The organism is Haloferax elongans ATCC BAA-1513 (assembly GCF_000336755.1).
GTDB classification, from domain to species: domain Archaea; phylum Halobacteriota; class Halobacteria; order Halobacteriales; family Haloferacaceae; genus Haloferax; species Haloferax elongans.
Window position 1 is genome coordinate 175,411 of the sequence record NZ_AOLK01000011.1, and the last position, 13,418, is coordinate 188,828.

The 13,418-nt window shown below is 61.7% G+C and carries 15 protein-coding genes; 12 read left to right on the plus strand and 3 right to left on the minus strand.

Going from position 1 to position 13,418, the window contains the following annotated elements; translation table 11 throughout:
* The first annotated feature begins 39 nt into the window (after positions 1-39).
* The 4 genes from C453_RS03185 to C453_RS03200 all read left to right on the plus strand — a co-directional run bounded on the left by C453_RS03185 (position 40) and on the right by C453_RS03200 (position 3,768).
* Entirely contained in the window at positions 40-597 is a 558-nt protein-coding gene (locus C453_RS03185; RefSeq protein ID WP_008322669.1) for a DUF7504 family protein, read from the plus strand.
* A gap of 65 nt (positions 598-662) precedes the next feature.
* Positions 663-1,436, plus strand: coding sequence for an alpha/beta fold hydrolase (locus C453_RS03190; RefSeq protein WP_008322670.1), 774 nt, complete (start codon positions 663-665; stop codon positions 1,434-1,436).
* A 177-nt stretch (positions 1,437-1,613) separates the two neighbouring features.
* Positions 1,614-2,972 carry an APC family permease gene (locus tag C453_RS03195; RefSeq protein ID WP_008322671.1) on the plus strand — a complete coding sequence of 453 codons (1,359 nt, stop codon included), beginning with the start codon at positions 1,614-1,616 and terminating at the stop codon, positions 2,970-2,972.
* Between the two features lie 91 nt (positions 2,973-3,063).
* Entirely contained in the window at positions 3,064-3,768 is a 705-nt protein-coding gene (locus C453_RS03200; RefSeq protein WP_008322672.1) for a type 1 glutamine amidotransferase, read from the plus strand.
* A gap of 39 nt (positions 3,769-3,807) precedes the next feature.
* Here the strand turns inward: C453_RS03200 and C453_RS03205 are convergent, their stop codons facing one another.
* Entirely contained in the window at positions 3,808-4,170 is a 363-nt protein-coding gene (locus C453_RS03205) for an SHOCT domain-containing protein (protein ID WP_008322673.1), read from the minus strand.
* 109 nt (positions 4,171-4,279) lie between these two features.
* On the opposite strand from C453_RS03205, the gene C453_RS03210 reads away from it, so the two are divergent.
* From C453_RS03210 to C453_RS03235, 6 genes are all read left to right on the plus strand, one after another.
* Entirely contained in the window at positions 4,280-5,443 is a 1,164-nt protein-coding gene (locus tag C453_RS03210) for an acyl-CoA dehydrogenase family protein (protein WP_008322674.1), read from the plus strand.
* Positions 5,444-5,547: 104 nt separating this feature from the next.
* A complete protein-coding gene (locus tag C453_RS03215) occupies positions 5,548-5,838 on the plus strand; it encodes a DUF7853 family protein (RefSeq protein ID WP_008322675.1) in 291 nt (96 codons plus the stop codon).
* Between the two features lie 153 nt (positions 5,839-5,991).
* Complete coding sequence (locus C453_RS03220) at positions 5,992-7,080, plus strand: DUF7827 domain-containing protein (protein ID WP_008322676.1); 1,089 nt, start codon at positions 5,992-5,994, stop codon at positions 7,078-7,080.
* A gap of 169 nt (positions 7,081-7,249) precedes the next feature.
* Complete coding sequence (locus C453_RS03225; protein WP_008322677.1) at positions 7,250-8,299, plus strand: DUF7827 domain-containing protein; 1,050 nt, start codon at positions 7,250-7,252, stop codon at positions 8,297-8,299.
* Between the two features lie 124 nt (positions 8,300-8,423).
* A complete protein-coding gene (locus C453_RS03230; protein WP_008322678.1) occupies positions 8,424-8,795 on the plus strand; it encodes a 4Fe-4S dicluster domain-containing protein in 372 nt (123 codons plus the stop codon).
* Positions 8,796-8,888: 93 nt separating this feature from the next.
* A complete protein-coding gene (locus tag C453_RS03235) occupies positions 8,889-9,263 on the plus strand; it encodes a VOC family protein (protein ID WP_008322679.1) in 375 nt (124 codons plus the stop codon).
* Positions 9,264-9,272: 9 nt separating this feature from the next.
* On the opposite strand, the gene C453_RS03240 is transcribed toward C453_RS03235, so the two are convergent.
* Entirely contained in the window at positions 9,273-10,013 is a 741-nt protein-coding gene (locus tag C453_RS03240; RefSeq protein ID WP_241430660.1) for an archaellin/type IV pilin N-terminal domain-containing protein, read from the minus strand.
* Positions 10,014-10,174: 161 nt separating this feature from the next.
* On the opposite strand from C453_RS03240, the gene C453_RS03245 reads away from it, so the two are divergent.
* Both C453_RS03245 and C453_RS03250 read left to right on the plus strand, forming a co-directional pair.
* Entirely contained in the window at positions 10,175-10,627 is a 453-nt protein-coding gene (locus C453_RS03245; protein ID WP_008322681.1) for a ferritin-like domain-containing protein, read from the plus strand.
* A 64-nt stretch (positions 10,628-10,691) separates the two neighbouring features.
* Complete coding sequence (locus C453_RS03250) at positions 10,692-11,228, plus strand: GNAT family N-acetyltransferase (protein ID WP_008322682.1); 537 nt, start codon at positions 10,692-10,694, stop codon at positions 11,226-11,228.
* A gap of 18 nt (positions 11,229-11,246) precedes the next feature.
* Here C453_RS03250 and C453_RS03255 read toward each other — a convergent pair whose 3' ends face one another.
* On the minus strand, positions 11,247-13,361 hold the full coding sequence (locus C453_RS03255; RefSeq protein WP_049907485.1) for a (Fe-S)-binding protein: 2,115 nt from the start codon (positions 13,359-13,361) through the stop codon (positions 11,247-11,249).
* Positions 13,362-13,418: the final 57 nt, after the last annotated feature.

Sequence of the window (13,418 nt, forward strand, 5' to 3'; positions counted from 1 at the left end):
CTATGAGAACGTACACTAGTCGAAGGGGTGACAATAGTGATGGACCGATTGGGTAGCGAAGAGTTGCAGACGGTACTCGTCCTCGACGGTGGTGTGTCGGCACCCACAGGCGGGCTCGTAAACGGGTCCAACGTTCGGCTTATCGCCTTGGATTTCTCACCGCGGGGGACCGAAACACCCACCGAATGGGGTCGTCGTCTCGGATTCGAACCGTCGGCACTCGCTGTCGTCACGACGGACGCGAGGTCTGTCGATTCGTTCGACGCGGAGATGATACAGCAGGTCCGGTCACCCGCCGACCTGACCGGTATCGGCGTCGAGGCGACGAAACTGCTCGACACGTGGGGCGAAGAGACGGCGGCGACTCCGTGTGTCGTCCTCGACTCGCTTACGGTCTTGTTTCAGTACACGCAGTTACAGCCGTTGTACCAGTTTCTTCACGCGCTGACGACGCGAATCGCCAATATCGGCGGATACGGTATCGCCTTCCTCGACCCGCTGACGCAGGACCAACAGACGGTGCGGAGTATCGCATCGTTGTTCGACGCGACTGCCGAACGAACCGACGGGGACGAATGGCAAATTCGCCCGCGATAGACGCTTCCACTCTAGGCCGGACGTGAGACCGATACACTAAGTCGCTCGCAGGTGGAGCGACGAGTATGCCTACCGCAGTATCCGACGGTGTCGAACTCTTCTACGACTCTGATGGCGAGGGTGAAACTGTCGCATTCGTCGGCGACGCGGGCTATGGCGCGTGGCAGTGGGGCTGGCAACACGCCGCCGTCGCGGGCCCGTACGAGAGTCTAGTGATGGACCTCCGTGGCTCGGGACGCTCCGACGCTCCCGCTGGCCCGTATTCGGTCGAGACGCTGGTCGACGACGTGGTCGAAGTCCTCAGAGACGCCGGCGTCAGGAAAGCCCACCTCGTCGGCCTCGGCCTCGGTGGACTCGTCGCGCTCGAAACCGCCCGCACGACGTCACGAGTTCGGAGTCTCACGCTGTGTAACACCGCGTCGTCCGGCGCAGACATCGACCCGGCCCCGCTGTACGGCGCACCGGACGACCCTGACGCCCTCCGCGCGTCGCTCATCCCCGCGCTCTCCGAGGAGTTCCGCACTGAACAGCCCGATGTCGTGGACCAAATCGTCGACTGGCGCGGGATGGAAGACGCCGCGCCCGACGCGTGGGCGGCACAGACTGCCGCGCTCGCCAACTACGACGCTGGCCCGCTGTACGAGGTGACGGTGCCGACGCTGGTCGTCCACGGGAGCGACGACCCGGTATGGCCGGTCGAAGACGGCCGAGAATTGGCCGAGGAACTCCCCAAAGGAGAGTTCGAAGCGGTTGCCGGTGCCCGTCATCTCGCCATCGTCGAGCAGTCCCGAGTCGTCAACGACACCCTCGTCAGCTTCCTCGACTCACTCGACGACTGAGACGCGCTGCTTCTTTCTATGCGGTTGCGACCGACTACTCGTGAGATGTCGCTGTCGCCAGCGACTCGCCAACATTGTATCAAAATTGAGAACCATAATTAATATGAAATGGCGGTCGGCGAAACTAAACGACATGTTCGGAGTCGACGACGATAGTGGACAGTGGGTGCGAGGCCGATGACGGGAGCGTCAGGCTCGGACTTCGAAGACAGTCTCGGGTTGCTCGACTGTATCGTCTTGAGTCTCGGCGGAATGGCCGGGGCAGCGATTTTCATCTTCCCCGGAACCACGGGACAGCTCGTCGGTTCCGCGTCGATTGGCGCGTGGTTCCTCGCCGGGATACTGATGCTCGCGCTCGGTCTCTGCTACGCTGAACTCACACTCGCGTTCCCGAAGGCAGGGTCGGTCGCAGTGTTCCCGTTCGAGACGTTGGGGCCGCACCCGCAGGTCCGTGCCTTTGCGAGCTACCTCGAAGGAATCGGGTACACGATTGGCTGGATTCTCGCGATTACGATTTCGGCGCTCTCGATACCCGACTACCTCGCGGTGATACTCCCGGCGGCCGCCGGAAATCCCGGCGTCGTCGCGCTCGGGGCAATCGGGTTGGCGACGCTGAGCAACCTCCTCGGTGTCGGCGTCACCAGCCGAACGAATTTGCTCTTGACTGGCGTCGTCCTCACGATTTTGCTCTTGTTCCTCGGCGTCGGCGCGTCCCACGTCCAACTCGGGCACTACGAACCACTCGCCGTGAGCGGGCCGATGAAGTTCTTCGCGGCCGTGCAGGTCGCACTCACGTCCTACGGGGCGTGGACGGTCATCCCCTCCGTGGTCGAAGAGATAGAAAACCCGTCTCGCACGGTGCCGCGAGCAATCGTCGTCTCGTTGGTCGTGACCACGCTCCTCTATACGGCCCTCGTCGCGCTCGTTCACGGCGTTGTCCCACTCTCGCAGTTCACGGCGGGTAACGTGGCAATAACTGCCCCGCTCCGCGTCGCGACCGAACTGATGGGGGTCGCATGGCTCCGCTCGCTTCTCGCACTCAGTGCCATTAGCGCCATCTTCACGACGATGCTCGTCGGGATTCTGAGCGCGGGACGCGTGCTCTACGCGCTTGGCGAAAATGGCACGCTCCCGTCGATGTTCAGCACGACAAGTACTCGCTTCCGGGTTCCGTGGGTCGGCATCCTCGGTATCGGCTGTGTCGCTGCCGTCCTCGCCAGCGTCCCCAGCTATTTCTACCAACTGCTGGTCGTCGGCGCGGTCGTCGGGACCGGCATCCCGTACGCCATCAACATCCTGTCGTTCCTCGGGCTTCGATACTACCGAACTGACGTTTCGCCTGACTTCCGGGCACCCGGCGGAAGCGCGCTTGCGGTCGTCTCCTTTGCCGTCCTCGGAATCGCCATGCTCGGGCTGAGTTCCACGGCAGTCGTCTGGTCTGCTGGCACGCTCGTCATCGTCAGTGGATACTACGGCGTTCGATACGCGCTCAATCCCGACGGAATCACACCGAGGCGGTCTGAGGAGTTCCCGTAGGGACGTGTCTCTACCATTCGGCCGTCACGAACTCCGGCAGAACCCGGCTTAGACGCAACGCATTTCCATCCCTATCGTCTGTATTCTGCCAATGAATCGACCGAGACTCGCCTTCCTCGACGCGTCGCACGGCGACGACAACACTTCGCGGAACTTCAGACGCGAACTCGACGCCGACCTCGTCGAGTTCGACGCGACCGACGACCACCTCCCCTCGCACTTCGATTTCGATGGCGTGGTCGTCACCGGCTCGTCTTCCTCTGTCTACTGGGACGACGAGTGGATTGCGAACCTCGTCTCGTGGGTCGCGGACGCCGACGACCGCAACCTCCCGATTCTCGGCGTCTGCTTCGGGCATCAGGTGCTCGCCGCCGCGCTCGGAGGGACCGTCGAGGATATGGACGAGTTCGAGTTGGGATACAGCGAAATCACTCGCACGGCAGACGACGACCTGTTTGCGGGTATCGACGACCGCTTTACGGTCTTCACGTCCCACGGCGACGTCGTGACCGAACTCCCACCCGGTGCAGACCTTCTCGCCGAAAACGAGTACGGTGTCCACGCCTTCCGCCGAGACCACGCGCTGGGTGTGCAGTTCCACCCCGAGTACGACACGACGACCGCCGAGACAATCGCACGCGAAAAGGACTTCCTTCCCGACGAGCGGATTCAGGCCGTCATCGACGACATCACACCCGAAAACTACGACGCCGCCTGTGAGGCAAAGCGCCTGTTCGACAACTTCGTCGCCTACGTCGACCGCGTCCAGTCGGAGACGGTCGAATCGGCGGCTTAAGCGGAGAACCGGTAGCCTGCGTCGGACCGGCCGACTACGTTATTCGAATTCGCTGATTCGGTCTCGGCTCGTTTCTGTATCGTCTCGGTTTCTTTTCTCGTCGCTTTCCAACAGTCGGTCGAGTCGGCGTTCGAACTCCTCGTCGGTGAGTTCGCCAGCGGCGTAGCGCTGTTGGAGCGTGTCGATGGGGTCTCGACTGTTTTGGGGCGAGCCGTCCCGTTCCACTTCTGACGGCCGTTCGACTCGCTCAGTAAACACACCGAGGCCCACGGCGACGATTACTGCGATGATTCCGAGGGTTACTCCCCGTCCCCAGGTCACCTCCATTACACCCAGCAGGATGAGGACAAAGAGCGCGTAGAGAGTCGTCGTCCGAGCTGACGGTATCGTGACCCAACGCATGCCTCCGAAGTATATCGAAAAATGATAAATTTCTGTCGGTAATTCGGAGACGGCGTTCCTGTCGTGTGTGAGCGAATCGCTTTTCACCGACCCAATCACACGGTCTATCATGCTGGATTATCTCGGAATGGAGGAGGACCTGTCGTCGGAAGAGAAACTGGTCCGCGACGAGGCACGTCGATTCGTCGAAGAGCAGGTGAAACCGGACATCGGCGAGCACTTCGAAAACGGGACGTTCCCGATGGACCTCATCCCCAAGATGGGCGAACTCGGCTTCTACGCGCCCAACCTCGACGGCTACGGACTTCCGGGTCTCGGCGACCGCGCCTACGGCCTCCTGATGCAGGAACTCGAAGCGGGCGACTCCGGCCTTCGCTCGATGGCGAGCGTGCAGGGCTCGCTCGTCATCTACCCCATCCACGCCTACGGCTCTGAAGCGCAGAAAGAAGAGTGGCTCCCGGCACTCGGCAGCGGTGAGGCAGTCGGCTGTTTCGGCCTGACGGAACCCCAGCACGGGTCGAATCCGGCGGGCATGGAGACGAAAGCCGAGCAGGACGCCGACGGCTACGTTCTCAACGGGTCGAAGACGTGGATTACGAACTCCCCCATCGCCGACGTGGCGGTCGTCTGGGCGCGTGACGTCTCCGCCGAGGACTCGCCAGTTCGCGGCTTCCTCGTCGAGACCGACCGCGACGGCGTGACGACGAACAAAATCGACGACAAACTCTCGATGCGCGCCTCCGTGACGGGCGAAATCGGCCTCGACGACGTTCGCGTCCCCGAGGAGAACGTGCTCCCCGGCGTCGAGGGCATGAAAGGACCGCTGTCGTGTCTCACGCAGGCCCGCTACGGCATCGCGTGGGGCGTCGTCGGCGCGGCCCGCGACTCGTTCGAGGAGGCGCTCCAGTACTCGAAGGACCGCGAGCAGTTCGGCGGTCCCATCGCGCGTTTCCAACTCCAGCAGGGCAAACTCGCCGAGATGGCGACCCAGATTACGAACGCCCAACTGCAAGCCCACCGCCTCGCCGAACTCAAAGAGCGCGGTGACTTAGAGCACCAACAGGTGTCGATGGCGAAACGCCACAACGTCCGGGTCGCCCGCGACGTGACGCGAACGGCCCGCGAGATGCTCGGCGGAAACGGCATCACGACCGACTACTCGCCGATGCGTCACATGTCGAACATCGAGACGGTGTACACCTACGAGGGTACCGACGACATTCACACGCTCGTCATCGGGTCTGAGTTGACCGGCATTCCGGCGTTCGAATAACACGCGTTCCGAGCGACAGGGTCGCTTTCGGTCCTGTGCGTGTACTGTGCCAACACCACACATACCTTTTTATTCTCCGACTCATACGGTACGATAGAGCCCCAATGACCACCTCGGCCCAGGACCGTCCGACGGCGCTCGACCTCTCGCGTGAGGAGTCGTGGGTCGTCCACGCCGCATTGCTCGCAGCCATCGAGCGGGCGCTCGAAGCCGACGAAGAGCCGACGCTCCCGGTTGACCTGCTTGCACGCATCGAAGCGGGAGACGAAGACTTCGACAGCGACGAACTCGACTACCTCGTGGAGGCGCTCCGCGCCTACCGAGACGACGCGCCCGACAGAGACCGTCACCACGTCACGCACGTACTCGACCACATCGAGTCCGCGCAGGCGTAACGAACGGTTGCCCTCCACCATTCTTTGAACTATACCGCTTACTGATATGTGTGCCAATTTGTTCTGTTTCAGCCGACCTTCCGCCCGTTAGCACGCGCGCTCAAATTGACATTCCAACAACTACTTCAGTAATCGTCACGCTACCGACAGGTGATGCGTTCCTCCAACGCACACAGACTGACGATTGCGGCCCTCCTCATGGTGGTCCTCGCGTCCGTCGCGACACCAGTGAGTGCTGCCGCTCAGTACGAGTTCTCAGATGATGCGTACGAAGGCGAACAGGGCGATGTAATCGAAATTACGGTGAACGCGTCGGCCGACGCCAACGACTCGGTGGACGTCCACATCGGGAGTGAAGACGCTGGATTCCTCGTCCACGCGACTGCGACCGACGAGAACGGCGACGGCAACGTCACGCTCGCGCTCAACACGAGCACTGCGGGACAGGTCGAAGCCTCGTCGTACCTCTCTGCGGTCGACAACGACTCCGTGAACGCCACCCAGGCGACCGACAACATCACCGACCTCCTCGACGCCGGCAGCTACTCGCTGAAAGTCGGTTCGATGAACAACTCGTCGGATACGGCGACGCTCACGGTCAAAGAGAACGAATCGGCGACTGACCCGGTCGAACCGACGCCGTCCGAAGACGAATCTTCGGAACTCGACTTCGAGAAGACCGTCATCGTCGCTGACGCTGCCTCTGACGGCGTCGGCGAAATCCCGGTCCAGTTCGGTTCGAACGACACTGCGAACGTTCTGATTGCAGCTGACGAAACCGGCTACGACACGATGCTCAAACTCACCGACGCGGACGGCGACGGTGACGCTGCCGTGTCGGTCGATGCTGCGTCCGACGCCGACTCGCCACAGGAGTACATCACCGCCTCCGACGGTGACGAATTCGAAGTCGTCTCGACGAACGAGTCGACGACGACGCTTCAGGCAGGCATCGACTACGACCTCGAACTCATGCCTGTCGGTGCCGAAGACGCCGCGACCATCGGGACGCTCTCTGTCAAGGAGAACCTGAACGAGACGACGCAGACGACTACCACGACGGAAACGACGGCCGAACAGACGACGGCCGAGCAGACGACCGAACAGACGACGACCACCGAATCGAACGAGTCGGCGACGACCACGTCCGGTGAATCCACTGATACTGGTATCCCCGGATTCGGTGCGGCACTCGCCGTCGTTGCGCTCGTCGCAGCAGCGTTCGTCGCAACCCGTCAGTAAGTCCTGACGCTCTTCGACCCGCGTTCTATCTTTTTGCGCCGCGTGTGCTTCTCGTCTGCTGACCCGAGAACGGTCAGGCGATTTCGTCTGCTCGCTCGCCTCGACTTCGGCCCTTCCATAGATGACAATTTAGTAACTTATTTGGTCGCAATCGAGAAAGAGAGTACCGATGTTTCCCTCCAAACGAATCGAATTGCTAACGACGCTCGTCGTGGTGGCGCTTCTGGCGTCCGCGGCGACGCCCGTATCGGCCGCGTCGGGTAACTCCGAGTTCGCCGATGACGAGTTCACGGGTGACCGAGGAACAGTAATCGAAATCACGCTGAACACGTTGGATGACGCCAACGACACGGTGAACCTCCACATCGGGAACGAGCCAAACGGATTCCTCGTCCACGTGACTGCAGTCGACGAAGACGGTGACGGCAGCGTCACCGTCGCGCTCAACACGAGCACTGCTGGCCAGACTGCGGCTTCGTCGTACATCTCTGCGGTCGGCGACGACTCTATCTCGAACGTCACTCAGGAGTCCGACCTCCTCGCGGACTTGCTCGACCCCGGCACATACCCGATGAAAGCCGGGCCGATAGACAACGCGACCGACACGGCGACGCTCCTCGTCGAGACGAACGAGTCGGCGACCGACCCGATTGAGGCGACGCCTAAGCCCAAACCCCCTGAAGAAGTCAGAAGTGGCTACGTCGCGCCACCTAACGAGGACGGTCTCGTGACGATTCCGCTCGTGTTCGACACCAGTCGAACGATGACGGTCGAGATGTCGTCTAGGGAGACTGCCTACAACACGACCTTCGAACTTGTCGACGGGAACCGCGACTACAAGACGAACGTGACTCTCGATTTGACCGCGACTGACCAGCCACCGAGCGAGTACATCTCGGTCTCGAACGGCGACCAAATCAAGAACATCACGTGGAACGAGTCGGTGACTGAAGTCGAGACGGAACATCCCTACTCCCTGAACCTCTCCTCTCCGCAGAGTCATTACGCCGAACTGATGGTGATCGGTGAACCGGAGACTGAAACGCCGAAACCGACGACCTCAGTCGAGACGACACCGACCGAAAACACGACCACCGAATCGAACGAGTCGGCGACGACCACGTCCGGTGAATCTACTGATACTGGTATTCCCGGATTCGGTGCGGCGCTCGCCGTCGTGGCACTCGTCGCAGCAGCGTTCGTCGCGACCCGTCGCTAACTCCTGCGGTCGCTCACGCGACCCTCTCTCGTTCATCAACCAACCTCTCTGTCCCCGCTCTGTCGGGGAGTTTTTCGGCTCCGATGCGGACGCTTTAGTACCACGCCAAGACAACGCCCCGTCAATGGCTATCGACCCGAACTTCGACCAGAACCGCGAGCAAGTCAGCGAGGAGAAGCTGGACGAACTTCGTTCGTCAGAGAACGACGCGTTCGGTGACGGCGTGGCCGTCTGGGGTCCCGTCGAACCGCCGGAGAAACTCGGCATCCACGGCACCCACGTCGCCGTCGATTACGACATCTGTCTCGCCGACGGCGCGTGTCTCGAAAACTGTCCTGTCGACGTGTTCACGTGGGTCGACACGCCCGACCACCCTGTCAGCGAGACGAAGGTCGAACCGACGAACGAAGACCAGTGTATCGACTGCATGCTCTGTGTCGATATCTGCCCCGTCGACGCTATCGACGTCGACCCCGGACGCGAAGGCCGGAACTGAGGGTATCGGGTCGCCGCACTCCTCGATTGTGCCTCGGTCGGCAGACGTGACGGCGAAACCAGACGTTATCTCGCTCGCCCGCCTGCCGTCTCTATGGGTCTCATTCACACTGCACTCACCGTCTCGGACCTCGACTCGACGCTCGACTTCTACGCCGAACTCGGTCTCGAACAGACCAACGAGTTCGAACTCGACGGCGTTCGAAACGTCTACCTCGGCAGCGACGACACCGACATGGAACTCCAACTGAAGTACGACCGCACCTCGACCGAGCGTATCGAACCCGCGGGTATCGACCACATCGCTATCGAAGTCGACGATGTGGACCGCGTCTTCGAGGACCTCCTCGCGGCCGAATCGCCGGACGTGGTGAAACCGCCGGTCGATATTCCGGCGGTCGACGCCCGCGCGGCGTTCGTCGAGGACCCCGACGGCTACGTCGTCGAACTGGTCGAATTCGAGGACTGAACACCGCTCCTACTCGCAGTCGACGTCGTCTCCATCGACTTCGGTCGGACTTCCGCCTGCGACTGTCGCGGTCGCTTCAGTCTCCGCGATGAGCAACTCGTCTTCCGGGCCGTAGAATCGAATCTCGACGGTGTCGCCGGGTTCCATCGGCCTGTCGCCTTCGTACGCGACGGGATATCGGCCGTCGGTTCTGAAGAACGGGCCGTCGCCGGTGTCGATGTCGTTCCAGCTCGATTCGACGTACCGGACGCCGACATCGTCGCGCCCCGTCTCGCCAGCCGTCTGCCAGCGGTTGTGAACCATCCGAACGACGAGTTTCTCTCCGGCTCCGAAGTCGCCGGTGCAGAACGCGCCGACCTCGGCGTCGTGATACTGCTGTTCGGTATCCTCGTCGAATCGGTTCGGATTGACGAACCGAAGGTGGCCACCCGACCCGTCGTCGCCGCGCCATCGGACGAGCACCGAGCCGATGTCGTCGCCCTCGAAGACGGGACCGTGGCTGTATACAACTGTGATACGGTCGATGTCACCTCTCGTCTCCCCACCTGCGGAGTTCCAGCCGTTCCACGACCGGTGCTCGGGACCGAGTACGACAGACGTCTCACCGAAGGCGCGGGCGTCCTGTGGTTCTACGTACCCGTCCGCGGACTGGAAGAAGTATCCGGATGCGGTCGTCGCGAGGATGAGTACGATGGCGACCAACAGAATCGTCGCAACCACTTGGGAGACGCCCCTCGAATTTCTACTCACGGCTTGTACACTGACTGATAAATAGACTATGTGAAAATACTTTTGAGAAAAAGTTGTCAATACATATATGGTTATTCTAACGACATATTTGGGTTCAGGAACCGAACGAATTCGCCCCCTCGAACAGGTATATGTTGCCAGCGTGGCAATATGAGATTGCCATGTCTGAGGACGTGACTGCGCTCCTGAAGCGCGCTTACCAAGACGAGATCGAGACAGTGATGAACTATATGACGAACTCCATCGTCCTCGATGGCGTTCGGGCAGAAGAAATCAAAGAGTCGCTCAAGACCGACATTCAGGAGGAACTCACCCACGCCGAGCAAATCGGCAATCGACTGAAACAACTCGACGAGAAGCCGCCGGGTTCTGCTGCGTTCGAAGCCCGCCAGCACGAATTACAGCCCCCGGAAGACAGTACAGATGTGCTCTCGGTCATCAACGGCGTCCTCACGGCCGAGGAGGATGCCATCGAGACCTACCGCTCTCTTATCGAGGCGGCCGAGGAAGCGAACGACCCGGTCACTGAGGACCTCGCGGTGACGCTCCTGGCCGACGAGGAAGCCCACCGAACCGAGTTCCGCGGGTTCAAGAAAGAATACGAGCGCGAATAACGAACCCCCCTCGGCCGACGCATCAAACAGAAGACACTTACCGTCACTTTTCGAGGCGGTGAGTATGCCCGGTCCCGTTTTTCTCGCTGGCGACGACGTGACGCTCCGCCCCGTCGAGCGTGAGGACCTCGACTTCCTCCAGACACACCGCAACGACCCCGAAATCAGACGCTGGTTGCCGCGCGTTCACCCACAGAACCGCGAGCAACTCGAATCGGAGTTCGAGGGCTACATGTCCGAGGACGGCGGCGTGAACCTCGTCGCCACCGTCGATGGCGACCCGGTCGGATTCGTCTCGCTGTTCGACGTGCAACACGAGTCCGGACGGGCGCGACTCGCGGCGTGGTTCGAACCCGACGCGCAGGGACAGGGCTACGGAACCGAAGCGGCCGAACTCCTCGTCGACTACGCGTTCGACGAACGACGACTCCACAAACTCGTCGCGGGTGCGTTGGCGACGAACGACCCGTCGCGCGGACTCCTCGAATCGCTCGGATTCACGCAGGAGGGGCGTCAGTCCGACCACTACTACGTCCGCGGCGAGTACGTCGATAGAGTCGTCTACGGACTGCTCGAAACGGACTGGAAAAACGCGACCTGAGCTGCGGCGCGAGGCGGTTCAGTCGGCGGACGCGGGCGTCGTCCCCGTGCCCGTCACACCGGCTTTCTCGTCGAGTGCTTCGACGATGAGTTCCGAGATGTCGATGACGTCGAGGTCTTCTTCGTAGCCACCGGTCTTACGGCCGTCTTCGTACATCGTCGCACACATCGGACAGGCGACGACGAACCGCTCGACTGCCCCAGTGGACTCGGTGTCTTCGAGGGCTTCGCGAAGGCGTTCTTCCGACGGCTTCGACTCTTCTTCGTGGTCTAACCAAAGGCCACCGCCACCGCCACCGCAACAGAACGAGTCGTCGCGGTTGCGGGGCATCTCGGCGAGTTCGACACCGGTCGCACGGATGACCTCGCGTGGTGCCTCGTACTCGCCGTTGTACCGGCCGAGGTGGCACGGGTCGTGGTAGGTAACCGTCTGTGCGGACAGTTCGGTCCCGGAGAGGCCGAGGCGGCCGTCGTTCACCAGCGTCTCCACGAGTTGCGTGTAGTGGTAGACGGGGTAGTCGAACGACTCGTCCATCTCGGGGTACTCGTTTTTGAACGTGTTGTACGAGTGCGGGTCCGTACAGACGATTTTCTCGAAGTCGCAGTCGTCCATCGCGTCGATGTTGTCCTCGACGAGCATCTCGTAGAGGCCCTCTTCGCCGACGCGACGCACGTCGTTGCCGTCGTGCTGTTCGTCCTCGTAGAGGATGCCGTAGGAGACGCCCGACTCTTCCAAGATACGGGCCAGCGAGCGCGCGACAGCGCGGTTGCGCTCGTCGTAGGACGGGTAGTCGCCGACGTACCAGAGGAACTCGACGGACTCCTCGCGAGCGTCCGGCACCTCGAAGTCGAGGTCGTCGGTCCAGTCGGGACGCTTGCGCTGTGGGTCGCCGAAGGCGTTGCCGTTCTGGAAGATGTTCATCATCGCCTCTTGGACGGGTTCTTGCTGCTGGCCCGTCTCGGTGAGGCGACGGTTCATCTCGGTGAAGTGCGTGAGGTGCTCGATATCGACCGGACAGGCGTCCATGCAGGCCATACAGGCCATACAGGACTCCATCGACTCGGCATCGATAACCGAGGTACCGCCGTCGGCGACGATATCGACCGACTCACCGCCCGCATCGAGCGAGTCGCGGTAGGTTTTCAGGTCAAGAATCACGTCACGCGGGTCGAGGTTGCGGCCGGAGGCCTTCGCCGGACAGGCGTCGGAACAGCGGCCACACTTCGTACACGCGTCGTAGTCGAGCAGCGCCTTCCACGAGAAGTCGTCTTCGGAGACGTAGCCGATTTCGTCCGGCGGCGTGTCGGCCGGGACCTTCGGGAGGCGCAGGCCGGCTTTCTCGTCGGCGGTGACGACGTTCGCGAACGAGGTGAGCATGTGCAGCGGCTTAGCGTAGGGAACCGCCGCGACGAACGCCAGCGCGAGCAGCGCGTGAGACCACCAGCCGAACCAGTAGAGCGTCTGGGCCATCTCGGCGTTCATCCCCGCGGTCTGGAAGACGAGCGCGAGGAAGTAGCCGACGAAGCTCACCGTCTCGAAGTCGGGGAACTCGGTGCCGACGATGCGAATCGCTTCGATGACGTAGCCCCCGACGCCGAGCAGGAAGAGCGTCCAGACGAACGCGTCGTCTTCGAAGCTCGTGTGCTTGCCCCAGAGACGCGGGTGGCGGACACCGTAGCGCCGCCAGATTGCCATCCCGACGCCGACGACGAACAAGAGCCCCATGAGGTCCATGACGAAGGAGTACGAGAGGTAGAAGTCACCGACGAAGAAGGAACTCCCCGTCACGCGCCGCCAGATGTCGATGTCGATAGCGATGATTCCAGTCCCGATGAGCAGCGTCAGAAAGCCCCAGAGGATGAACGAGTGCATCACGCCCGCGTAGAAGTCGCGGTCGAACTGCTTCTCGTTCGTGAACACCTCCTTCGTCGCTTGAGCCGTCCGTCCCGGAAGGTCGGACAGCCTATCGAACGGGTCTGGCCCACCGCGAGCGTACCGCACGACACGTTCGTACACCCCGTACAGGAACACGAGGGAGGCGATAACGGCGAGTCCGTAGAAGAGGGCCTCACCCACCGGGCTAATCGTCCAGAAGGTCTCCCGGGTGACCTCCGCTTGTGCCGCAAATACCATAATCAATCACTGAAGAACGAGATGTTAAATCTTGCCACCTTATCGAACTCGCGTCGG

Bases quoted from the DNA above. Each gene is read 5' to 3' on its own strand.
- C453_RS03185 (WP_008322669.1), top strand. From the start codon at position 40: ATGGACCGATTGGGTAGCGAAGAGTTGCAGACGGTACTCGTCCTCGAC.
- C453_RS03190 (WP_008322670.1), top strand. From the start codon at position 663: ATGCCTACCGCAGTATCCGACGGTGTCGAACTCTTCTACGACTCTGAT.
- C453_RS03195 (WP_008322671.1), top strand. From the start codon at position 1,614: ATGACGGGAGCGTCAGGCTCGGACTTCGAAGACAGTCTCGGGTTGCTC.
- C453_RS03200 (WP_008322672.1), top strand. From the start codon at position 3,064: ATGAATCGACCGAGACTCGCCTTCCTCGACGCGTCGCACGGCGACGAC.
- C453_RS03205 (WP_008322673.1), bottom strand. From the start codon at position 4,170: ATGCGTTGGGTCACGATACCGTCAGCTCGGACGACGACTCTCTACGCG.
- C453_RS03210 (WP_008322674.1), top strand. From the start codon at position 4,280: ATGCTGGATTATCTCGGAATGGAGGAGGACCTGTCGTCGGAAGAGAAA.
- C453_RS03215 (WP_008322675.1), top strand. From the start codon at position 5,548: ATGACCACCTCGGCCCAGGACCGTCCGACGGCGCTCGACCTCTCGCGT.
- C453_RS03220 (WP_008322676.1), top strand. From the start codon at position 5,992: ATGCGTTCCTCCAACGCACACAGACTGACGATTGCGGCCCTCCTCATG.
- C453_RS03225 (WP_008322677.1), top strand. From the start codon at position 7,250: ATGTTTCCCTCCAAACGAATCGAATTGCTAACGACGCTCGTCGTGGTG.
- C453_RS03230 (WP_008322678.1), top strand. From the start codon at position 8,424: ATGGCTATCGACCCGAACTTCGACCAGAACCGCGAGCAAGTCAGCGAG.
- C453_RS03235 (WP_008322679.1), top strand. From the start codon at position 8,889: ATGGGTCTCATTCACACTGCACTCACCGTCTCGGACCTCGACTCGACG.
- C453_RS03245 (WP_008322681.1), top strand. From the start codon at position 10,175: ATGTCTGAGGACGTGACTGCGCTCCTGAAGCGCGCTTACCAAGACGAG.
- C453_RS03250 (WP_008322682.1), top strand. From the start codon at position 10,692: ATGCCCGGTCCCGTTTTTCTCGCTGGCGACGACGTGACGCTCCGCCCC.
- C453_RS03255 (WP_049907485.1), bottom strand. From the start codon at position 13,361: ATGGTATTTGCGGCACAAGCGGAGGTCACCCGGGAGACCTTCTGGACG.